A 19,432-nucleotide genomic window follows, 5' to 3' on the forward strand; every position below is an offset into this window, starting at 1 on the left:
GATATAAAGTGGGCCTTTTACTGGCGAGCGGACTGAATGGGCACGGGCTTGGGCCTTGGGCGCATGGTGGTTGCAGTGATATAGTTCGCCGCTGGTTCGGGTACCCGGCGTCATCGACGTCTGTCGACTGGCCAGGGCATTCGAATGTGAGGCTGCATCGCAAGGAGTTTAGATGAGTGCCGACAACGCCTACGCGGTCGAGCTGAAGGGATTGTCCTTCAAGCGAGGGACGCGCAGCATCTTCAATGACATCGATATTCGCATTCCACGCGGCAAGGTCACCGGCATCATGGGGCCTTCCGGGTGCGGCAAGACCACGCTGCTGCGCCTGATGGGCGCACAACTGCGGCCCAGCGCCGGCGAAGTCTGGGTCAATGGCCAGAATCTTCCCGAGCTGTCGCGTAGCGACCTTTTCGATGCGCGCAAGCACATGGGCGTGCTGTTCCAGAGCGGTGCGCTGTTCACAGACCTCGACGTGTTCGAGAACGTGGCATTTCCCCTGCGGGTGCATACCGACCTGCCGGAAGAGATGATCCGCGACATCGTGCTGCTCAAGTTGCAGGCCGTCGGGCTGCGTGGCGCCATCGACCTGATGCCGGACGAGTTGTCCGGTGGCATGAAGCGTCGGGTCGCACTGGCGCGGGCGATCGCCCTCGACCCGAAGATCCTCATGTACGACGAACCCTTCGTCGGGCAGGACCCGATCGCCATGGGCGTACTCGTGCGCCTGATCCGCCTGCTCAACGATGCGCTGGGCATCACCAGCATCGTGGTATCCCACGACTTGGCCGAGACCGCCAGCATCGCGGACTACATCTACGTAGTCGGCGATGGCCAGGTGCTGGGGCAGGGGACGCCCCAGCAGTTGCAGGATTCGGACAACCCGCGCATTCGCCAATTCATGAAGGGTGATCCGGACGGGCCGGTGGCGTTCCATTTTCCGGCCACGGATTACCGTACCGATCTGTTGGGGAAGCGCTGATGCGCAAAAAATCATTGTTGGAAAGAATTCGTCTGTTCGGCCGTTCCGGCATCGACGTAGTGGCGGTGCTGGGCCGCTCCTCGTTGTTCCTGATGCACGCATTGCTCGGGCGCAGCTCGACCGGTGGCGGTTTTGGCCTGCTGGTCAAGCAGTTGCATTCGGTGGGCGTGATGTCCCTGGTGATCATCGTCGTCTCGGGGATTTTCATCGGCATGGTGCTGGCGCTGCAGGGCTTCAGCATCTTGTCCAGCTACGGTTCGGAGCAGGCGGTCGGGCAGATGGTTGCGCTGACACTGTTGCGTGAGCTCGGGCCCGTGGTCACCGCGCTGCTGTTCGCCGGGCGTGCCGGTTCGGCGCTGACGGCCGAAATCGGTAACATGAAATCCACCGAACAGTTGTCCAGCCTGGAAATGATCGGTGTCGACCCGCTTAAATACATCGTTGCCCCACGCCTGTGGGCCGGTTTCATTTCCCTACCGGTGCTGGCGATGATCTTCAGCGTCGTCGGGATCTGGGGAGGCTCGTGGGTGGCCGTCGACTGGCTGGGGGTCTATGAAGGCTCCTACTGGTCCAACATGCAGAACAGCGTCGACTTTCTCGACGATGTGCTCAATGGCGTGATCAAGAGTGCCGTATTCGCCTTCGTGGTGACCTGGATCGCCGTGTTTCAAGGCTATGACTGTGAGCCCACGTCAGAGGGGATCAGCCGTGCCACCACCAAGACCGTGGTATACGCCTCGCTGGCGGTCCTGGGCCTTGACTTTATTCTGACCGCCTTGATGTTTGGAGATTTCTGATGCAAAACCGCACCCTGGAAATCGGTGTCGGCCTTTTCCTGCTGGCTGGCATCCTGGCTTTGCTGCTGCTGGCCCTGCGGGTCAGTGGACTGGCGCCGACCGCGAGCACCGATACTTATAAACTTTACGCCAACTTCGACAATATCGCCGGTTTGACGGTCAGAGCCAAGGTGACGATGGCTGGTGTCACTATCGGCAAGGTCACGGCAATCGATCTGAATCGCGAGGACTTTACCGGTCGGGTGACGCTGCAGTTGGAAAAGCGCGTGGATAACCTGCCAACCGATTCCACTGCATCTATCCTCACGGCTGGGCTGCTGGGTGAGAAATACATCGGCATCAGCGTGGGTGGGGAAGACACCGTGCTCAAGGACGGTGGGGTGATCCACGACACGCAGTCATCGCTGGTGCTTGAGGACCTGATCGGTAAATTCCTGCTCAATACCGTTAGCAAAGACGCCAAATGAGGAGCTTTTGAATGATCTCTATCTTGCGACGTAGCCTGTTGGTGTTGCTTGCGGCGCTGCCGCTGATGGCTAGCGCCGTGGCTGCGCCTTCGGCACACGACATCATCCAGGACACGACGACCCGGTTGTTGGCGGACCTTGCCTCCAATAAAGAGAAGTACAAGCAGGACCCAAGCGCGTTCTATGACGCGCTGAACGGTATTGTCGGTCCCGTGGTGGATGCCGACGGCATCTCCAAGAGCATCATGACCGTCAAGTATTCACGCAAGGCAACCCCAGCGCAGATGACGCGTTTCCAGGAAAACTTCAAGCGCAGCCTGATGCAGTTCTATGGCAATGCCTTGCTCGAGTACAACAACCAGGGCATCACCGTTTCGCCGGCCAAGGACGAAAGCGGTACCCGTACCAGCGTCGACATGCAGGTCAAGGGCAACAATGGCGCGGTCTACCCTGTTTCCTACACGCTCGAGAAAATCAACGACGAGTGGAAAGTGCGCAACGTGATCATCAATGGCATCAACATCGGCAAGCTGTTCCGTGATCAGTTCGCCGACGCCATGCAGCGCAACGGCAACAACCTGGACAAGACCATCGACGGTTGGGCCGGTGAAGTCGCCAAGGCCAAGGAAGTCACCGAAGAAGCCAAAGAGAAGCAGGAACAATGACCGAGTCGGCCGTTCGTCTGGGCGAGGCTGGCGAGCTGCTGGTCAGCGGTGTGCTGGACTATCGCACCGGCCCGGCGCTGCGCAAGCAGGGCCAGGCGCTGATCAAGTCCGTCAGTGCCGCGCAGGTGGTCATCGACTGCTCGGCGGTGCAGAAGTCCAGCAGCGTCGGCTTGTCGTTGCTGCTGTGTTTCATGCGGGACGCCAAGGCGGCCGGCAAGACGTGGAGCATCCGTGGGATGCCCGAAGACATGCGCGAAATAGCCCAGGTCAGCGAACTGACCGAGCTGCTGGCGCACCCCTGACCCACATCCTTGGGAAAGCCCCCCGTCAGAGTCCTGCTTTGCGGGGTTCGCAGGCCCGGGGCTTTTTTGTATGATGTGCGACCCGCGCGCACAGGGCGCCGATTGAGGTTGAGCATGCAGGCTGTAGAAGTGAAGAGCTTTCTTGAAGGAAAGCTGCCTGATACTCAGGTGGAAGTTGAAGGCGAAGGCTGCAATTTTCAGCTGAACGTGATTAGCGATGACCTGGCGGCATTGAGCCCGGTCAAGCGTCAGCAGAGCATCTATGCCCATTTGAACCCATGGATCGCCGATGGCAGCATCCACGCGGTCACTATGAAATTTTTCAGCCGCGCGGCTTGGGCCGAGCGCACCTGAGCCCAAGGGCCTCGAGATTCTTATGGATAAACTGATTATTACCGGCGGCGCTCGTCTTGATGGCGAGATCCGTATTTCCGGGGCAAAGAACTCCGCCCTGCCGATCCTGGCCGCAACCCTGCTGTGCGATGGCCCGGTGACCGTGGCCAACCTGCCGCACCTGCACGACATCACCACGATGATCGAGCTGTTCGGCCGCATGGGCATCGAGCCTGTGATCGACGAGAAGCTCAGCGTCGAAATCGATCCGCGCACCATCAAGACCTTGATCGCCCCGTACGAGCTGGTGAAAACCATGCGCGCATCGATCCTGGTGCTGGGTCCGATGGTTGCCCGTTTCGGTGAAGCCGAAGTCGCATTGCCTGGCGGCTGCGCCATTGGCTCGCGTCCGGTGGACTTGCACATTCGTGGCCTGGAAGCCATGGGCGCGATCATCGACGTCGAAGGCGGCTACATCAAGGCCAAGGCACCTGAAGGTGGCTTGCGCGGCGCGAACTTCTTCTTCGATACCGTCAGCGTGACCGGTACCGAGAACATCATGATGGCTGCTGCATTGGCCAAGGGCCGCAGCGTGCTGCAAAACGCCGCGCGCGAGCCTGAAGTGGTCGACCTGGCGAACTTCCTGATCGCCATGGGTGCCAAGATCACTGGCGCCGGTACCGACACCATCACCATCGATGGCGTCGAGCGCCTGCATTCGGCCACCTACAAGGTGATGCCGGACCGGATCGAAACCGGCACCTATCTGGTGGCCGCTGCCGTCACCGGTGGCCGCGTCAAGGTCAAGGACACCGACCCAACCATCCTTGAAGCTGTCCTGGAGAAACTCAAGGAAGCCGGTGCCGAAGTCACCTGCGGCGAAGATTGGATCGAAGTGAACATGCACGGCAAGCGGCCCAAGGCCGTCAACGTGCGAACCGCTCCGTACCCGGCGTTCCCGACCGACATGCAGGCCCAGTTCATCTCCCTCAACGCCATTGCCGAAGGCACAGGCGCGGTGATCGAGACGATCTTCGAAAACCGTTTCATGCACGTCTACGAGCTGCACCGCATGGGCGCCAAGATCCAGGTCGAAGGCAACACCGCCATCGTGACCGGCACCGAGAAGCTCAAGGGCGCGCCAGTGATGGCTACCGACCTGCGGGCCTCGGCCAGCCTGGTGATCTCGGCCCTGGTTGCCGAAGGCGATACCCTGATCGACCGCATCTATCACATTGACCGTGGCTACGAGTGCATCGAAGAGAAACTGCAGATGCTCGGCGCCAAGATCCGCCGCGTGCCCGGCTAGTTCCGGCTGCCTGGACGCAGGGAGGCGTCCACCGATTTGTTTCGATCGAGGGTGGTTACACCCTCGATGTGTGTCCGGCGCCGCTTGCGCCCGGGCATGAGTACCTTGATAAGGACTGACGTTTCCCATGTTGACCATCGCACTGTCCAAGGGCCGCATCCTTGACGACACCCTGCCGCTTCTGGCTGAAGCGGGCATCGTGCCGACCGAGAATCCGGACAAGAGCCGCAAGCTGATCATCCCCACGACCCAAGCCGACGTGCGCTTGCTGATCGTGCGTGCCACCGATGTGCCGACCTACGTGGAACATGGCGCCGCCGACCTGGGCGTTGCCGGCAAGGACGTGCTGATGGAATACGGCGGCCAGGGCCTGTACGAGCCCCTGGACCTGCAGATCGCCCGCTGCAAGCTGATGACCGCCGGTAAAGTCGGCGCGCCGGAGCCCAAGGGCCGGCTGCGCGTGGCGACCAAGTTCGTCAACATTGCCAAGCGTTACTACGCCGAGCAGGGTCGTCAGGTCGATATCATCAAGTTGTACGGTTCGATGGAGCTGGCGCCGCTGATCGGCCTGGCGGACAAGATCATCGACGTAGTCGACACCGGCAATACCTTGCGGGCCAATGGCCTGGAGCCCCAGGATTTCATCGCCGACATCACCTCCCGGCTGATCGTCAACAAAGCCTCGATGAAAATGCAGCACGCCCGTATCCAGGCGCTGATCGATACCCTGCGCAAGGCAGTGGAATCGCGACACCGCGGCTGATTCACCTGCGCGACCTTGAGTCGCGCCCGTCTATCCGCGTCATAGCCAATTTTCTCAGGTGCCCACGCGAATGGACTGGTAGCTTAGGGCGCCTGAGCATTTGCCATTAATGAGGCCCTCGCTATGACCGCTCCCACCTCGATTCGCCGACTCAACGCTGCCGACCCGGATTTCGCGCATCATCTGGATCATCTGCTGAGCTGGGAAAGTGTGTCTGACGACTCGGTCAATCAGCGGGTGTTGGAGATCATCAAGGCTGTGCGCGAGCGTGGCGATGACGCCCTGGTGGAATTCACCCAGAAATTCGATGGCCTGCAAGTGGCATCCATGGCCGACCTGATCCTGCCGCGCGAGCGCCTGGAACTGGCCCTGACCCGGATCACCGTGCCCCAGCGCGAAGCCCTGGAAAAAGCCGCTTCCCGGGTGCGCGACTATCACGAACGGCAGAAACAGGACTCCTGGAGCTACACCGAAGCCGACGGCACGGTGCTGGGCCAGAAGGTTACGCCGCTGGACCGCGCCGGCCTCTACGTGCCCGGTGGCAAAGCGTCCTATCCGTCCTCGGTATTGATGAACGCGATCCCGGCCAAGGTTGCCGGCGTGACCGAAGTGGTCATGGTCGTCCCGACGCCGCGTGGCGAGATCAATGAACTGGTGCTGGCCGCCGCGTGCATCGCTGGCGTGGACCGGGTGTTCACCATCGGCGGCGCCCAGGCCGTGGCCGCGCTGGCCTATGGCACACAAAGCGTGCCACGGGTCGACAAGGTGGTCGGGCCGGGCAACATCTATGTTGCCACTGCCAAGCGTCACGTGTTTGGCCAGGTTGGCATCGACATGATCGCCGGCCCTTCGGAAATCCTCGTGGTATGCGACGGCCTGACCGACCCGGACTGGATCGCCATGGACCTGTTTTCCCAGGCCGAGCACGACGAAGACGCCCAGGCGATCCTGGTCAGCCCGGACGCAGAGTTCCTCGACAAGGTCGCCGCCAGCATCGACAAGCTGCTGCCGACCATGGACCGCGCCGAGATCATCAACACCTCGATCAACGGCCGTGGCGCGCTGATCAAGGTCGATGACATGGCACAGGCCATCGAAGTCGCCAACCGGATCGCGCCGGAACACCTGGAGTTGTCGGTCGCCGATCCGCAAGCCTGGCTGCCACAGATCCGCCACGCCGGTGCGATCTTCATGGGCCGCCACACCAGCGAAGCCCTGGGCGATTACTGCGCAGGGCCCAACCACGTATTGCCGACTTCCGGGACCGCGCGCTTCTCGTCGCCGCTGGGGGTGTATGACTTCCAGAAACGTTCGTCGATCATCTTCTGCTCCGAACAAGGCGCGTCGGAACTGGGCAAGACCGCGTCCGTGCTGGCCCGTGGCGAATCGCTGAGCGCCCACGCCCGCAGCGCTGAATACCGCATTCTTGACGATGAAGGACAGGGGAACTGATATGAGTAAATTCTGGAGCCCGTTCGTCAAGAACCTGGTGCCCTACGTGCCGGGCGAACAGCCGAAGCTGAGCCGCCTGGTCAAGCTCAACACCAACGAGAACCCTTACGGGCCATCGCCCAAGGCGCTCGCGGCGATGCAGGCCGAGCTGAACGACAACCTGCGCCTGTACCCGGACCCCAACAGCGACCTGCTGAAAAACGCAGTGGCCGGTTATTACGGCGTGCAGAGCAACCAGGTATTCCTGGGCAATGGTTCGGATGAAGTGTTGGCGCACATTTTCCATGGCCTGCTGCAACACGATAAGCCGCTGCTGTTCCCGGACATCAGCTACAGCTTCTATCCGGTGTATTGCGGGTTGTACGGCATCCCATTCGATGCGGTGCCGCTGGATGAGCAATTCCGCATCGATCTGGCGGACTATGCCAAGCCGAACGGCGGGATCATCTTCCCCAACCCGAACGCGCCAACCGGTTGCCTGCTGGCGCTGGAGGCCGTGGAGCAGATGCTCAAGGCCAGCCCGGATTCGGTGGTGGTGGTCGACGAGGCCTATATCGATTTTGGCGGCGAGACGGCCATCACCCTGGTGGATCGTTACCCGAACCTGCTGGTGACCCAGACCTTGTCCAAGTCCCGCTCGCTGGCAGGGCTGCGAGTGGGCCTGGCGGTCGGCCATCCGGACCTGATCGAAGCGCTGGAGCGAATCAAGAACAGCTTCAACTCCTATCCGCTGGATCGCCTGGCAAACGTCGGCGGCGCGGCGGCGTTCGATGATCGTGAGCATTTCGACAAGACCTGCCGGCTGGTCATCGAGCACCGAGAATGGGTCGTGGCGCAGCTACAGGCTAAGGGCTTTGAAGTGCTGCCTTCAGCGGCCAATTTCATCTTCGCCCGTCACCCCCGGCACGATGCGGCAGCCTTGGCGGCGAAACTGCGGGAGCAGGGCGTGATCGTGCGTCACTTCAAGCAGGAACGAATCGCGCAATTCCTGCGGATCAGCATCGGCACGCCAGAGCAGAATCAGGCGCTGATCGAAGCCCTGGGCGAGCTCTAAAGCCTGGCGCTGAAGCTGTGGGAGCGGGCTTGCCCGCGAATGCGTAGTGTCAGTCGATATCTCTTCGCTTGATCCACTGCATTCGCGAGCAAGCCCGCTCCCACAGGTTTAGAGGCGTCTTTGGCTCTACTCTTCTTCCTTGGCCGCAACCGGCGCCGGCGGTGGACGCAGGCCGATTTCAGCGGTGAGCTTGAGTTCCTTGCCGTTGCGCATGACCTGGATCGTGACCTTGTCGGTGGGCTTGATCCGCGCCACCTGGTTCATCGAACGGCGCCCATCGCCGGCGGGTTCGCCGTCGATGCTCAAGATCACGTCGCCCAGTTGCAAACCGGCCTTCTGCGCCGGGCCGTCGCGGAAAATCCCCGCGACCACGATTCCCGGGCGCCCGGACAGGCCGAAGGACTCCGCCAGCTCCTGGGTCAGCGGCTGGACTTCGATGCCCAGCCAGCCGCGAATCACCTGGCCGTGTTCGATGATGGACTTCATCACTTCCATCGCCAGCTTCACCGGAATGGCAAAACCGATGCCCTGGCTGCCGCCGGACTTGGAGAAGATCGCCGTGTTGATCCCGGTGAGGTTGCCATTGGCATCCACCAGCGCGCCGCCAGAGTTGCCGGGGTTGATGGCGGCATCGGTCTGGATGAAGTCTTCGTAGTTGTTCAGGCCCAACTGGTTGCGCCCGGTGGCGCTGATGATGCCCATGGTCACGGTCTGGCCGACACCGAACGGGTTACCGATGGCCAAGGCAACATCGCCGATGCGGATGCTGTCGGAGCGGCCGATGGTGATGGCTGGCAGGTTCTTCAAATCGATCTTGAGTACCGCGAGGTCGGTTTCCGGGTCACTTCCGATCACGCGGGCCAGGGTTTCGCGGCCATCCTTGAGGGCAACCACGATCTGGTCGGCACCGGCGGTGACGTGGTTGTTGGTCAGGATATAACCTTCCGGGCTCATGATCACGCCCGAACCCAGGCTCGATTCCATGCGCTTCTGCTTGGGCGAGTTGTCACCGAAGAAGCGGCGGAACTGCGGATCTTCGAACAGCGGATGGCTGGGCTTGTTGATGACCTTGGTGGTGTACAGGTTCACCACGGCCGGGGCGGCGGTCGTCACCGCGTCGGCATAGGACACGGGACCCTGCTGCACGGCCTTGGTTTGCGGGGCCTGTTGCAGATTGACGTCGAGGCTCGGCAAGCCCACCCATTCGGGGTAGCGCTGGATAATCAGTAGAGCGACAAGCACGCCAGCCAACAGCGGCCAGCCGGAAAAACGCAGCGCCTTGAGCATTAAGCACGTCCTACAAAGGTTGCAGGCGGTATGAGACCGCCCATAATGACGCGCATTATACGAGGCCGCACGCGCCTCTGAACGGGATTATTTAGGAGTCTTTTCATGGCCGTCGCCCTGAGCACCCTGGTCGAAGAAGCGGATCGTTACCTGGCAAGCGGCCGGATCGCAGATTATTGCCCCAACGGCCTGCAGGTCGAAGGCGCGCCACAGGTGACGCGCATTGTCAGTGGTGTCACCGCCAGCCAGGCGTTGCTCGATGCCGCGGTCGCGGCCGAGGCCGACCTGGTGCTGGTGCACCATGGTTATTTCTGGAAGGGCGAGAACCCTTGTGTCACCGGGATGAAACAGCGTCGGCTGAAAACCTTGCTCAAGCACGACATCAGCCTGCTGGCCTATCATCTGCCGCTGGATTTGCACCCTGAGGTGGGTAACAACGTGCAATTGGCCCGTCAGTTGGACATCACCGTCGAGGGCCCGCTGGATCCGGAAAATCCCAAGGTCGTCGGCCTGGTCGGCTCCCTGTCGGAACCGATGACTCCTCGGGATTTCGCCCGCAAGGTCCAGGAGGCGATGGGGCGCGAGCCGCTGCTGATCGAAGGTGAACAGATGATCCGTCGGGTCGGCTGGTGCACGGGCGGCGGCCAGGGTTATATCGACCAGGCGGTGTTGGCCGGCGTTGATCTCTACCTCAGCGGCGAAGCCTCGGAGCAGACGTTCCACAGCGCCCGGGAAAACGGCATCAGCTTCATCGCCGCCGGGCACCATGCGACTGAACGCTACGGCGTGCAGGCGCTGGGTGATTACCTGGCGCGACGGTTTGCCTTGGAACATATCTTTATCGATTGTCCGAATCCCATTTAGACACTGTGAACCCTGTGGGAGTGGGCTTGCTCGCGAATGCAATGGCTCAGTCAACATTTATGCAACTGAACTACCGCATTCGCGAGCAAGCCCGCTCCCACAATAAGCATGCTCACAAAGATGGATATGGGCCCGAACCACCGGGCATATCCATATGCTGTTTCGATCTAGTTGGCGCCCTGAATAGAAGAGGTCGCTGTGCTAGGATTCCCCGCTCGAACACGGCCCGCTGGCCGTTCATAAGAAAGTTTTCGTGAGTAGCCATGGTCGACAAACTGACGCATCTGAAACAGCTGGAGGCGGAAAGCATCCACATCATCCGCGAGGTGGCCGCCGAGTTCGATAACCCGGTGATGCTGTACTCCATCGGTAAAGACTCCGCCGTGATGCTGCACCTGGCACGCAAGGCGTTCTTCCCGGGCAAGCTGCCGTTTCCGGTGATGCACGTCGACACCCGCTGGAAGTTCCAGGAAATGTACAAGTTCCGCGACCGCATGGTCGAGGAGCTGGGCCTGGACCTGATCACCCATGTGAACCCGGACGGCGTGGCGCAGGGCATCAACCCTTTCACCCACGGCAGTGCCAAGCACACCGATATCATGAAGACCGAAGGCCTCAAGCAGGCCTTGGATAAATATGGTTTCGACGCCGCGTTCGGCGGTGCCCGCCGCGATGAAGAGAAATCCCGCGCCAAGGAGCGCGTGTACTCGTTCCGCGACAGCAAGCACCGCTGGGACCCGAAAAACCAGCGCCCTGAGCTGTGGAATGTCTACAACGGCAAGGTCAACAAGGGCGAGTCGATCCGTGTGTTCCCGTTGTCGAACTGGACCGAGCTGGATATCTGGCAGTACATCTACCTCGAAGGCATCCCGATCGTGCCGCTGTATTTTGCTGCTGAACGCGAAGTGATCGAGAAGAATGGCACGCTGATCATGATCGACGACGAGCGCATCCTCGAGCACCTGTCGGACGAAGACAAAGCCCGTATCGTCAAGAAGAAAGTGCGTTTCCGTACCCTTGGCTGCTACCCGTTGACGGGCGCGGTGGAGTCCGAGGCCGAAAGCCTGACGGACATCATCCAGGAAATGCTCCTGACGCGAACTTCCGAGCGCCAGGGCCGGGTCATCGATCACGATGGCGCAGGCTCGATGGAAGATAAAAAACGTCAAGGTTATTTCTAAGGGGTTGTCATGTCGCATCAGTCTGATTTGATCAGCGAGGACATCCTCGCCTACCTGGGCCAGCACGAGCGTAAAGAGCTGCTGCGTTTCCTGACCTGCGGTAACGTCGACGACGGCAAGAGCACCCTGATCGGGCGCTTGCTGCACGACTCCAAAATGATCTACGAAGATCACCTGGAAGCCATCACCCGCGATTCGAAGAAAGTCGGCACCACCGGTGACGACATCGACCTGGCGTTGCTGGTCGACGGCCTGCAGGCCGAGCGCGAACAAGGCATCACCATCGATGTCGCGTACCGCTATTTCTCCACCGCCAAACGCAAGTTCATCATCGCCGACACGCCCGGCCATGAGCAGTACACCCGCAACATGGCCACCGGTGCCTCCACCTGTGACCTGGCGATCATCCTGGTGGACGCCCGCTACGGTGTGCAGACCCAGACCCGTCGCCACAGCTTCATCGCCTCGTTGCTGGGCATCAAGCACATCGTCGTCGCCATCAACAAGATGGATTTGAAAGGCTTCGACCAGGGCGTGTTCGAGTCGATCAAGGCCGACTACCTGAAGTTCGCCGAAGGCTTGAAGATGCAGCCCACCAGCATGCACTTCGTGCCGATGTCTGCCCTCAAGGGCGACAACGTGGTGAACAAGTCCGAGCGCTCGCCGTGGTATACCGGCCAGTCGCTGATGGAAATCCTTGAGACGGTGGAAGTGGCGGGCGACCGTAACTTCACCGACCTGCGTTTCCCGGTGCAGTACGTCAACCGTCCGAACCTGAACTTCCGCGGTTTCGCCGGCACTCTCGCCAGCGGCATCGTGCACAAGGGCGACGAAGTGGTGGTATTGCCGTCGGGCAAGAGCAGCCGCGTCAAATCCATCGTCACCTTCGAAGGCGAGCTGGAACACGCCGGCCCAGGCCAGGCGGTGACGCTGACCATGGAAGACGAGATCGACATCTCCCGGGGCGACCTGCTGGTGCATGCCGACAACGTGCCGCCGGTCACCGACAGCTTCGAAGCGATGCTGGTGTGGATGGCTGAAGAGCCGATGCTGCCGGGCAAGAAGTACGACATCAAGCGCGCCACCAGCTACGTGCCGGGTTCGATTGCCAGCATCGTCAACAAGGTCGACGTGAACACCTTGGAAGAAGGGCCGGCCAGCGCGTTGCAGCTCAATGAAATCGGCAAGGTGAAGATCGCGCTCGATGCGCCAATCGCCCTGGACGGTTACGAGAGCAACCGCACCACCGGCGCGTTCATCATCATCGACCGTTTGACCAACGGTACGGTCGGCGCCGGCATGATCGTCGCCCAGCCTTTGGCCCATGGCAGCAGCACGCACCACGGCAAACTGGCCCATGTATCGGTGGAAGAACGCGCCCAGCGCTTCGGCCAGCAACCGGCCACGGTCCTGTTCAGTGGCCTGTCGGGCGCTGGCAAAAGCACCCTGGCCTATGCGGTTGAACGCAAGTTGTTCGATTCGGGCCGTGCGGTATTTGTGCTCGATGGCCAGAACCTGCGCCATGACCTGAACAAGGGCCTGCCTCAGGACCGCGCCGGGCGTACCGAGAACTGGCGCCGTGCGGCTCATGTCGCCCGCCAGTTCAACGAAGCCGGCCTGCTGACCCTCGCCGCGTTTGTCGCCCCGGATGCCGAAGGGCGCGAACAGGCCAAGGCGCTGATCGGCAAGGAACGCTTGCTGACGGTCTACGTCCAGGCCTCGCCGACGGTATGCGCCCAGCGTGATCCGCAAGGCTTGTATGCCGCTGCCGGCGACAACATCCCGGGCGAGTCCTTCCCGTACGATGTGCCGCTGGATGCCGATCTGGTGATCGACACCCAGTCGCTGACCCTGGAAGAAAGCGTCAAGCAGGTGCTGGATCTGCTGCGCAAGCGTGGGGCGATCTAAGCAAGGCAGCTGTAAATAAAAAGCCCGCAGGTGAGTGATCATCGGCGGGCTTTTTCATTTCCAGAGAGCCACTCGGTCTACTGTGGGAGCGGGCTTGCTCGCGAAGACGGTGGAGCATCCAACGTCTTTACGAGCTGATACACCGCTTTCGCGAGCAAGCCCGCTCCCACAGGGGATTAACGGTGGTCTGGGTATTCGCGGTGCATCTGCTCAAGCAACGCATCCTTGTCCTGCCACAACTGGTTGATCCAGCCCTGGAACTCCAGGCGATACGTGCCGTCCTGGTCGTAGTTTCTGCCGACGAATTGCGGCGGGATCTTCAGTTCCTGGAAATGCACCACCACCTCTCCCACGTTGCCGCAGAGCAGGTCCCAGTATCCCGGACGACCGCCCGGATAATGCATCGTCACGTTGATGATCGATTCCAGTTGCTCGCCCATGGCATCGAGCACGAACGCTATGCCGCCGGCCTTGGGCTTGAGCAGGTAGCGAAACGGTGATTGCTGCTGGGCATGCTTGGCTTCAGTGAAACGCGTGCCTTCGACAAAGTTGAAAATACCGACTGGGTTGTTGCGAAACTTCGCACAGGTCTTGCGGGTGGTTTCGAGATCCTTGCCTTTCTTTTCCGGGTGCTTTTCCAAGTAGGCCTTGGAGTAGCGCTTCATGAATGGAAACCCCAGCGCCCACCAGGCCAGGCCGATGATTGGCACCCAGATCAGTTCCTGCTTGAGAAAGAACTTCAACGGGCGGATGCGCCGGTTCAGCACGTACTGCAACACCATGATGTCGACCCAGCTCTGGTGGTTGCTGGTGATCAGGTAGGAATGCTGATAGTCCAGGCCCTCCAGGCCGCTGAGGTGCCAGCGGGTGCGGCGCAGCAGGTTCATCCAGCCCTTGTTGTTGCTGATCCAGGCTTCGTGGATGTGGCTCATCAGCCAGTCGGTGAGGCGCTGGGCGGCAGGGAAGGGCAGTAACAACTTGAAGATCGCCACGATGAACAGCGGCGTGCAGCAGGCGATGGTGTTCAGCGCCAAGAGCAGCGAGGCAATGACGCCGCGCAGGGGAGCAGGCAGGAAATCGAGCATTTAAATATCCATGGGGCGGTTGGCGGCTTGGATCGCGGTCAGGGCGATGGTGTACACGATGTCGTCGACCTGGGCGCCGCGCGGCAAGTCGTTCACCGGTTTGCGCAAGCCTTGCAGCATTGGCCCGAGGCTGACGCAATCGGCGCTGCGTTGCACGGCCTTGTGGGTGGTATTGCCGGTGTTCAGGTCCGGGAAGATAAACACTGTCGCCCGGCCGGCCACCTGGCTGTTGGGCGCCAGTTGCCGCGCCACGGTTTCGTTGGCGGCGGCGTCGTATTGCAGCGGGCCGTCGATCAACAAGCCGTGTTGCGCTTCGTGGGCCAGCAGCGTCGCTTCGCGGACCTTCTCCACTTCCTCACCACTGGCTGATTCGCCACTGGAATAGCTGAGCATGGCCACCCGTGGCGTGATGCCGAACGCGGCGGCCGAGTCGGCGCTTTGCAGGGCGATTTCCGCCAGTTCCGTAGCGCTGGGGTGCGGGTTCATTACACAGTCGCCGTAGACCAGTACTTCTTCGGGAAAGAGCATGAAAAATACCGAAGACACCAGCGTGCAGCCGGGGGCGGTCTTGATCAGCTGCAAAGCCGGGCGGATGGTATTGGCGGTGGAATGGATCACCCCGGATACCAGCCCATCGACCTCATCCAGCGCCAGCATCATGGTGCCAATGACCACAGTGTCTTCCAGTTGTTGCTCGGCCATCGGTGCGTTCAGGCTCTTGGTCTTGCGCAGCCGGACCATGGGCTCGACGTAACGCTCGCGAATCGAATCCGGGTCTAGAATCTCCAGCCCCGGCGGCAGTTCGATGCCCTGGGCACGAGCAACTGCCTCGACATCGGCCGGCTTGGCCAGGAGCACGCAGCGGGCGATGCCGCGTGCCTGGCAAATGGCCGCCGCCTGGACGGTCAAGGGTTCGCTGCCTTCGGGCAGCACGATGCGTTTGTTCGCCGCCTGGGCCCGTTGGATCAGCTGGTAGCGGAATACCGCCGGTGACAGGCGCATTTCCCGTGGCGTGCCGCAGCGCTGGTGCAGCCATTGTGCGTCCAGGTGGCTGGCGACGAAATCGGTGATGATCTCGGCACGTTCGCGGTCATCAATCGGAATTTCCTTGTTCAAACCGTGGAGCAGGTTGGCGGTGTCATAAGAGCCGGTGCTGACCGATAGCACCGGCAGGCCCGCCTGGAAAGCGCCTCGGCACAGATCCATGATGCGTGGGTCGGGCAGCGTGTCGCTGGTCAGCAGCAGGCCGGCCAATGGCACGCCGTTGATCGCCGCCAGGCTCACGGCCAGGATAATGTCGTCGCGATCGCCGGGAGTCACCACCAATACGCCGGGCTTGAGCAGTTCCACGGTGTTGCGCATGGTGCGGGCGCAAATGATGATGTTGCTCATGCGCCGAGTTTCGTAATCGCCGGCGTTGAGCACTTGCGCACCCATCAGGTCGGCCACGTCGCGGGTGCGCGGAGCGTTGAGTTCCGGGCGAAACGGAATGCAGCCCAGCAGGCGGAAATCGCCGCTGCGCAGCAAGGGCGAGTGCTCCTTGAGCCGTGCGGAGAACGCCTCGATGCTTTCGTCGGTACGGACCTTGTTGAGGATCACGCCGAGAACCTTCGGGTCTTTCGGCCCGCCGAACAGCTGCGCCTGCAATTCAACCCGCCCGGACAGCTCGGTCAGCACTTCGTTTTCCGGCGCCGAGACCAGGATGACCTCGGCGTCGAGGCTCTTGGCCAGGTGCAGGTTGACCCGGGCCGCGTAGCTGGCGCTGCGGGTCGGGACCATGCCTTCGACAACCAGCACGTCCTTGCCGACGGCCGCCTGCTGGTAAAGGGTGATGATTTCCTCCAGCAGCTCATCGAGCTGGCCATCGCCGAGCATGCGCTCGACGTGAGCCAGGCCCAATGGTTGCGGTGGCTTGAGGCCGTGAGTGCGGGCCACCAGCTCGGTGGAGCGTTCCGGCCCGGTATCGCCCGGATGAGGCTGGGCGATGGGCTTGAAAAAGCCGACTTTCAGCCCGGCCCGTTCGAGAGTACGCACCAGCCCGAGGCTGATGGAGGTCAGACCCACACCAAAATCGGTGGGCGCGATAAAAAAAGTTTGCATGCGGATTCTCTAAGGGGGCATGACAATGGCGTGACCTATGACTGGTCATCTACCCACAATTCAGTCGCCAAGGTTATCGCTAACGGGGGCCTGCGCGCACCAGCCGCAGTCAAAGGGCTGGCCTATTTTTTCAATACGTTGCGCCGGATCCAGCACCCACGCCCGGGACTGCCAGGGCGGCTGGTGGCGCAGGTGCTGGGTATGACCGCAGGACAGCTCGGCGACCCAGTGCCCATCCTCGTCCTGATGGAAACCGGTGACCGTCGGTCTGTCCGGGCAGGTCCGTTTGTCCGGGTTCCGTTCGCTTTCGGGCAAATCCTTGTTTAGACTTGTCCGTTCTTCATTCTTATGCAAAAGGTCTCGCCCCATGCTGATCGCCGCCAATAAGGCTGTCTCCATCGACTATACCCTGACCAACGACGCTGGTGAGGTCATCGACAGCTCTGCCGGCGGCGCTCCGCTGGTCTACCTGCATGGCGCAGGCAACATCATCCAGGGCTTGGAAAAAGCCTTGGAAGGCAAAACGGTCGGTGACGACCTGGACGTTACCGTCGAGCCGGAAGACGCCTACGGCGAATACTCCGCTGAACTGGTCAGCACCCTGAGCCGCAGCATGTTCGAAGGTGTGGACGAACTGGAAGTGGGCATGCAGTTCCACGCTTCGGCGCCCGATGGCCAGATGCAGATCGTCACTATCCGCGACTTGGAAGGCGATGATGTCACCGTTGATGGCAACCACCCGCTGGCCGGCCAGCGTTTGAACTTCAAGGTCAAGATCGTCGACATCCGCGATGCCAGCCAGGAAGAAATCGCCCATGGTCACGTCCATGGCGAAGGTGGTCATCACCACTGATTTCTGCGCTACGCTCAGAGAACCGGAAAGGCGCCATACGGCGCCTTTTTCGTCGGTAGCTGGTAGCATCACCCATGGCTTTTTCGAAAAGATCGCAAACCTGGAGTTCGTCATGAGTGCTTTTCACGACCTTAAACTGAAAGCCCTGGATGGTCAGGAGCTTGCTCTGGCGCCCTTCAAGGGGCAAGTCGTGCTGGTGGTCAACGTCGCCTCCAAATGTGGCCTGACGCCGCAATACGCTGCGCTGGAAAACCTGTACCAGCAATACAAAGACCGGGGTTTCACCGTGCTGGGCCTGCCCTGCAACCAGTTCGCCGGGCAAGAGCCGGGGACCGAGCAGGAAATCCAGGAGTTCTGCAGCCTCAATTATGGTGTGACGTTCCCGCTGTCCAGCAAACTGGAAGTGAACGGGCATGATCGCCACCAGCTGTACCGCCTGCTGGCGGGCGAGGGCGCCGAGTTTCCCGGGGATATCACTTGGAACTTCGAAAAGTTCCTGCTGGGCAAGGATGGTCGCGTGTTGGCGCGATTCTCCCCACGCACGGCACCGGATGATCCGACAGTGATCCAGGCCATCGAGAAAGCACTGGCTTGAAGCCCCTGCACTGACCCCTGTGGCGAGGGAGCTTGCTCCCGCTGGGCTGCGCAGCAGCCCCTAGACCTGCCAACTCGGTCTGTCAGAAAGACCCGGTCGCTGCTGATGGGGCTGCTGCGCAACCCAGCGGGGATAAATCCCCTCGCCACAGGTTTGCACCCGGCTGTGCATTCGGTTGAGCCCACCCATCGCGATCCTCTCGGCTCCCTTCTGATCCTTAATCATTCCAATCAATAGTGCTATCCAGCACTTGGCACTCCATATATTATCCCCGTCATATTGACCTGTGACTTTGTCCCGTGGAGTGCCTCATGCCTGTAAAAGCCCTGTTCAGACCCTTCCACCTTGGCGCCCTCGAATTGCCGACCCGCGTGGTGATGGCGCCAATGACCCGTTCCTTTTCGCCGGGCGGTGTGCCAAACGCCAAGGTCATCGAATACTACCGTCGTCGTGCAGCGGCCGGGGTCGGCCTGATCGTCACCGAGGGTACGATCGTCGGGCACAAGGCTTCCAACGGTTATCCGAACGTGCCGCATTTCTATGGCGAGGCAGCGCTGGCCGGTTGGAAGCAGGTGGTGGACGCGGTTCACGCCGAAGGCGGCAAGATCGTTCCGCAGCTGTGGCACGTGGGCAGTGTGCGACGCATCGGCACCGAGCCGGATGCCGGTGTGCCGGGCTATGGTCCGAGCGAAAAACTCAAGGATGGCCAGGTCGTGGTCCACGGCATGACCCAGGCAGACATCGATGAGGTCATCGCTTCATTCGCCCAGGCCGCGAAAGATGCCCAGCGCATCGGTATGGACGGTGTGGAGATTCACGGTGCCCATGGTTATCTGATCGACCAGTTTTTCTGGGAAGGTAGCAACCAGCGCACAGACGGTTACGGCGGCAGCCTGGCCAACCGCTCGCGCTTCGCCATCGAGTTAATCCGTGCCGTGCGCGCGGCGGTGGGCGAGGGCTTCCCGATCATTTTCCGTTTCTCCCAGTGGAAACAGCAGGACTACACCGCGCGCCTGGTGCAAACCCCTGAAGCCCTGGACGAATTCCTCAAGCCGCTGTCCGAGGCTGGGGTGGATATTTTCCACTGCTCGACGCGTCGCTTCTGGGAGCCGGAGTTCGAAGGCTCCGAGCTGAACCTGGCCGGCTGGACCCGCAAGCTCACCGGCAAGCCCACCATTACCGTGGGCAGCGTCGGCCTGGATGGGGAATTCCTGCAGTTCATGGTCAACACCGACAAAGTCGCGCAACCGGCCAGCCTGGAAAAACTGCTGGAACGCCTGAATAACGACGAGTTCGACCTGGTGGCGGTGGGCCGTGCGCTGCTGGTGGATCCGGATTGGGCGCAAAAAGTGCGTGAAGGTCGAGAGCAAGACATTTTGCCGTTCAGCCGCGAGGCGTTGATGACGCTGGTTTAAGCGGCACCTGAACTGACGCT

General features: G+C 61.1%; 20 protein-coding genes. 16 read left to right on the forward strand and 4 right to left on the reverse strand.

The features are described 5' to 3' along the window. Nucleotides 1–172 precede the first annotated feature (172 nt). The 10 genes from AD663_RS03810 to hisC all read left to right on the forward strand — a co-directional run bounded on the left by AD663_RS03810 (nucleotide 173) and on the right by hisC (nucleotide 8,124). A complete protein-coding gene (locus tag AD663_RS03810; RefSeq protein WP_003178018.1) occupies nucleotides 173–982 on the forward strand; it encodes an ATP-binding cassette domain-containing protein in 810 nt (269 codons plus the stop codon). Further along, complete coding sequence (gene mlaE, locus AD663_RS03815; RefSeq protein WP_003178019.1) at nucleotides 982–1,779, forward strand: lipid asymmetry maintenance ABC transporter permease subunit MlaE; 798 nt, start codon at nucleotides 982–984, stop codon at nucleotides 1,777–1,779. Before AD663_RS03810 ends, mlaE begins: the two co-directional genes overlap by 1 nt. Beyond that, nucleotides 1,779–2,246 (forward strand): outer membrane lipid asymmetry maintenance protein MlaD, encoded by a 468-nt coding sequence (mlaD, locus tag AD663_RS03820; protein WP_003178020.1) that lies wholly within the window; start codon nucleotides 1,779–1,781, stop codon nucleotides 2,244–2,246. Before mlaE ends, mlaD begins: the two co-directional genes overlap by 1 nt. Nucleotides 2,247–2,257: 11 nt before the next feature. Beyond that, nucleotides 2,258–2,911, forward strand: coding sequence for a phospholipid-binding protein MlaC (locus AD663_RS03825; protein ID WP_053213307.1), 654 nt, complete (start codon nucleotides 2,258–2,260; stop codon nucleotides 2,909–2,911). Continuing rightward, nucleotides 2,908–3,213, forward strand: coding sequence for a lipid asymmetry maintenance protein MlaB (locus tag AD663_RS03830; protein ID WP_003178023.1), 306 nt, complete (start codon nucleotides 2,908–2,910; stop codon nucleotides 3,211–3,213). Before AD663_RS03825 ends, AD663_RS03830 begins: the two co-directional genes overlap by 4 nt. Before the next feature lie 114 nt (nucleotides 3,214–3,327). Then, on the forward strand, nucleotides 3,328–3,567 hold the full coding sequence (locus AD663_RS03835; protein ID WP_003178025.1) for a BolA family protein: 240 nt from the start codon (nucleotides 3,328–3,330) through the stop codon (nucleotides 3,565–3,567). Between the two features lie 22 nt (nucleotides 3,568–3,589). Further along, the gene (gene murA / locus AD663_RS03840; protein WP_003178028.1) at nucleotides 3,590–4,855 is read left to right on the forward strand and encodes a UDP-N-acetylglucosamine 1-carboxyvinyltransferase; all 1,266 of its coding nucleotides are present in this window, start codon (nucleotides 3,590–3,592) and stop codon (nucleotides 4,853–4,855) included. Nucleotides 4,856–4,982: 127 nt separating this feature from the next. Continuing rightward, nucleotides 4,983–5,618: an ATP phosphoribosyltransferase gene (gene hisG, locus AD663_RS03845; protein WP_003197870.1), complete on the forward strand. Its 636-nt coding sequence runs from the start codon at nucleotides 4,983–4,985 to the stop codon at nucleotides 5,616–5,618. A gap of 123 nt (nucleotides 5,619–5,741) precedes the next feature. Then, nucleotides 5,742–7,070: a histidinol dehydrogenase gene (gene hisD / locus AD663_RS03850; protein WP_003178033.1), complete on the forward strand. Its 1,329-nt coding sequence runs from the start codon at nucleotides 5,742–5,744 to the stop codon at nucleotides 7,068–7,070. Between the two features lies 1 nt (nucleotide 7,071). Next, nucleotides 7,072–8,124 carry a histidinol-phosphate transaminase gene (hisC, locus tag AD663_RS03855; protein ID WP_053213308.1) on the forward strand — a complete coding sequence of 351 codons (1,053 nt, stop codon included), beginning with the start codon at nucleotides 7,072–7,074 and terminating at the stop codon, nucleotides 8,122–8,124. 126 nt (nucleotides 8,125–8,250) lie between these two features. On the opposite strand, the gene algW is transcribed toward hisC, so the two are convergent. Further along, complete coding sequence (gene algW, locus AD663_RS03860; RefSeq protein WP_003178037.1) at nucleotides 8,251–9,411, reverse strand: Do family serine endopeptidase AlgW; 1,161 nt, start codon at nucleotides 9,409–9,411, stop codon at nucleotides 8,251–8,253. A 105-nt stretch (nucleotides 9,412–9,516) separates the two neighbouring features. Here algW and AD663_RS03865 point away from each other — a divergent pair, with 105 nt between their 5' ends. The 3 genes from AD663_RS03865 to cysN all read left to right on the forward strand — a co-directional run bounded on the left by AD663_RS03865 (nucleotide 9,517) and on the right by cysN (nucleotide 13,364). Beyond that, nucleotides 9,517–10,275, forward strand: a complete 759-nt coding sequence (locus AD663_RS03865; protein ID WP_003178039.1) for a Nif3-like dinuclear metal center hexameric protein — start codon at nucleotides 9,517–9,519, stop codon at nucleotides 10,273–10,275. A gap of 263 nt (nucleotides 10,276–10,538) precedes the next feature. Further along, the gene (gene cysD / locus AD663_RS03870) at nucleotides 10,539–11,456 is read left to right on the forward strand and encodes a sulfate adenylyltransferase subunit CysD (RefSeq protein ID WP_003178041.1); all 918 of its coding nucleotides are present in this window, start codon (nucleotides 10,539–10,541) and stop codon (nucleotides 11,454–11,456) included. Nucleotides 11,457–11,465: 9 nt separating this feature from the next. Then, nucleotides 11,466–13,364 (forward strand): sulfate adenylyltransferase subunit CysN, encoded by a 1,899-nt coding sequence (gene cysN / locus AD663_RS03875; protein WP_003178043.1) that lies wholly within the window; start codon nucleotides 11,466–11,468, stop codon nucleotides 13,362–13,364. Nucleotides 13,365–13,540: 176 nt separating this feature from the next. Here cysN and AD663_RS03880 read toward each other — a convergent pair whose 3' ends face one another. From AD663_RS03880 to AD663_RS03890, 3 genes are read right to left on the reverse strand one after another with little or no spacing between them, the layout of a single operon-like run. Then, nucleotides 13,541–14,449 carry an acyltransferase gene (locus AD663_RS03880; protein WP_003178045.1) on the reverse strand — a complete coding sequence of 303 codons (909 nt, stop codon included), beginning with the start codon at nucleotides 14,447–14,449 and terminating at the stop codon, nucleotides 13,541–13,543. Beyond that, nucleotides 14,450–16,549 (reverse strand): phosphate acetyltransferase, encoded by a 2,100-nt coding sequence (pta, locus tag AD663_RS03885; RefSeq protein WP_003178048.1) that lies wholly within the window; start codon nucleotides 16,547–16,549, stop codon nucleotides 14,450–14,452. A gap of 60 nt (nucleotides 16,550–16,609) precedes the next feature. Further along, nucleotides 16,610–16,948 (reverse strand): DUF3565 domain-containing protein, encoded by a 339-nt coding sequence (locus AD663_RS03890; protein WP_083455096.1) that lies wholly within the window; start codon nucleotides 16,946–16,948, stop codon nucleotides 16,610–16,612. On the opposite strand from AD663_RS03890, the gene AD663_RS03895 reads away from it, so the two are divergent. The 3 genes from AD663_RS03895 (at nucleotide 16,917) to AD663_RS03905 (ending at nucleotide 19,412) form a co-directional block, all read left to right on the forward strand. After that, nucleotides 16,917–17,402, forward strand: a complete 486-nt coding sequence (locus AD663_RS03895) for a peptidylprolyl isomerase (protein ID WP_003178049.1) — start codon at nucleotides 16,917–16,919, stop codon at nucleotides 17,400–17,402. The two genes, AD663_RS03890 and AD663_RS03895, sit on opposite strands and share 32 nt — an antisense overlap. Nucleotides 17,403–17,514: 112 nt before the next feature. Then, entirely contained in the window at nucleotides 17,515–17,997 is a 483-nt protein-coding gene (locus AD663_RS03900) for a glutathione peroxidase (RefSeq protein ID WP_003178051.1), read from the forward strand. Between the two features lie 311 nt (nucleotides 17,998–18,308). Beyond that, nucleotides 18,309–19,412 carry an NADH:flavin oxidoreductase gene (locus AD663_RS03905; protein ID WP_003178052.1) on the forward strand — a complete coding sequence of 368 codons (1,104 nt, stop codon included), beginning with the start codon at nucleotides 18,309–18,311 and terminating at the stop codon, nucleotides 19,410–19,412. Nucleotides 19,413–19,432 lie beyond the last annotated feature (20 nt).

Source organism: Pseudomonas sp. Q12-87 (assembly GCF_001269755.1).
Lineage (GTDB): Bacteria > Pseudomonadota > Gammaproteobacteria > Pseudomonadales > Pseudomonadaceae > Aquipseudomonas > Aquipseudomonas fluorescens_S.

Bases quoted from the DNA above. Each gene is read 5' to 3' on its own strand.
- AD663_RS03810 (WP_003178018.1), top strand. From the start codon at position 173: ATGAGTGCCGACAACGCCTACGCGGTCGAGCTGAAGGGATTGTCCTTC.
- mlaE (WP_003178019.1), top strand. From the start codon at position 982: ATGCGCAAAAAATCATTGTTGGAAAGAATTCGTCTGTTCGGCCGTTCC.
- mlaD (WP_003178020.1), top strand. From the start codon at position 1,779: ATGCAAAACCGCACCCTGGAAATCGGTGTCGGCCTTTTCCTGCTGGCT.
- AD663_RS03825 (WP_053213307.1), top strand. From the start codon at position 2,258: ATGATCTCTATCTTGCGACGTAGCCTGTTGGTGTTGCTTGCGGCGCTG.
- AD663_RS03830 (WP_003178023.1), top strand. From the start codon at position 2,908: ATGACCGAGTCGGCCGTTCGTCTGGGCGAGGCTGGCGAGCTGCTGGTC.
- AD663_RS03835 (WP_003178025.1), top strand. From the start codon at position 3,328: ATGCAGGCTGTAGAAGTGAAGAGCTTTCTTGAAGGAAAGCTGCCTGAT.
- murA (WP_003178028.1), top strand. From the start codon at position 3,590: ATGGATAAACTGATTATTACCGGCGGCGCTCGTCTTGATGGCGAGATC.
- hisG (WP_003197870.1), top strand. From the start codon at position 4,983: ATGTTGACCATCGCACTGTCCAAGGGCCGCATCCTTGACGACACCCTG.
- hisD (WP_003178033.1), top strand. From the start codon at position 5,742: ATGACCGCTCCCACCTCGATTCGCCGACTCAACGCTGCCGACCCGGAT.
- hisC (WP_053213308.1), top strand. From the start codon at position 7,072: ATGAGTAAATTCTGGAGCCCGTTCGTCAAGAACCTGGTGCCCTACGTG.
- algW (WP_003178037.1), bottom strand. From the start codon at position 9,411: ATGCTCAAGGCGCTGCGTTTTTCCGGCTGGCCGCTGTTGGCTGGCGTG.
- AD663_RS03865 (WP_003178039.1), top strand. From the start codon at position 9,517: ATGGCCGTCGCCCTGAGCACCCTGGTCGAAGAAGCGGATCGTTACCTG.
- cysD (WP_003178041.1), top strand. From the start codon at position 10,539: ATGGTCGACAAACTGACGCATCTGAAACAGCTGGAGGCGGAAAGCATC.
- cysN (WP_003178043.1), top strand. From the start codon at position 11,466: ATGTCGCATCAGTCTGATTTGATCAGCGAGGACATCCTCGCCTACCTG.
- AD663_RS03880 (WP_003178045.1), bottom strand. From the start codon at position 14,449: ATGCTCGATTTCCTGCCTGCTCCCCTGCGCGGCGTCATTGCCTCGCTG.
- pta (WP_003178048.1), bottom strand. From the start codon at position 16,549: ATGCAAACTTTTTTTATCGCGCCCACCGATTTTGGTGTGGGTCTGACC.
- AD663_RS03895 (WP_003178049.1), top strand. From the start codon at position 16,917: ATGCTGATCGCCGCCAATAAGGCTGTCTCCATCGACTATACCCTGACC.
- AD663_RS03890 (WP_083455096.1), bottom strand. From the start codon at position 16,948: ATGGAGACAGCCTTATTGGCGGCGATCAGCATGGGGCGAGACCTTTTG.
- AD663_RS03900 (WP_003178051.1), top strand. From the start codon at position 17,515: ATGAGTGCTTTTCACGACCTTAAACTGAAAGCCCTGGATGGTCAGGAG.
- AD663_RS03905 (WP_003178052.1), top strand. From the start codon at position 18,309: ATGCCTGTAAAAGCCCTGTTCAGACCCTTCCACCTTGGCGCCCTCGAA.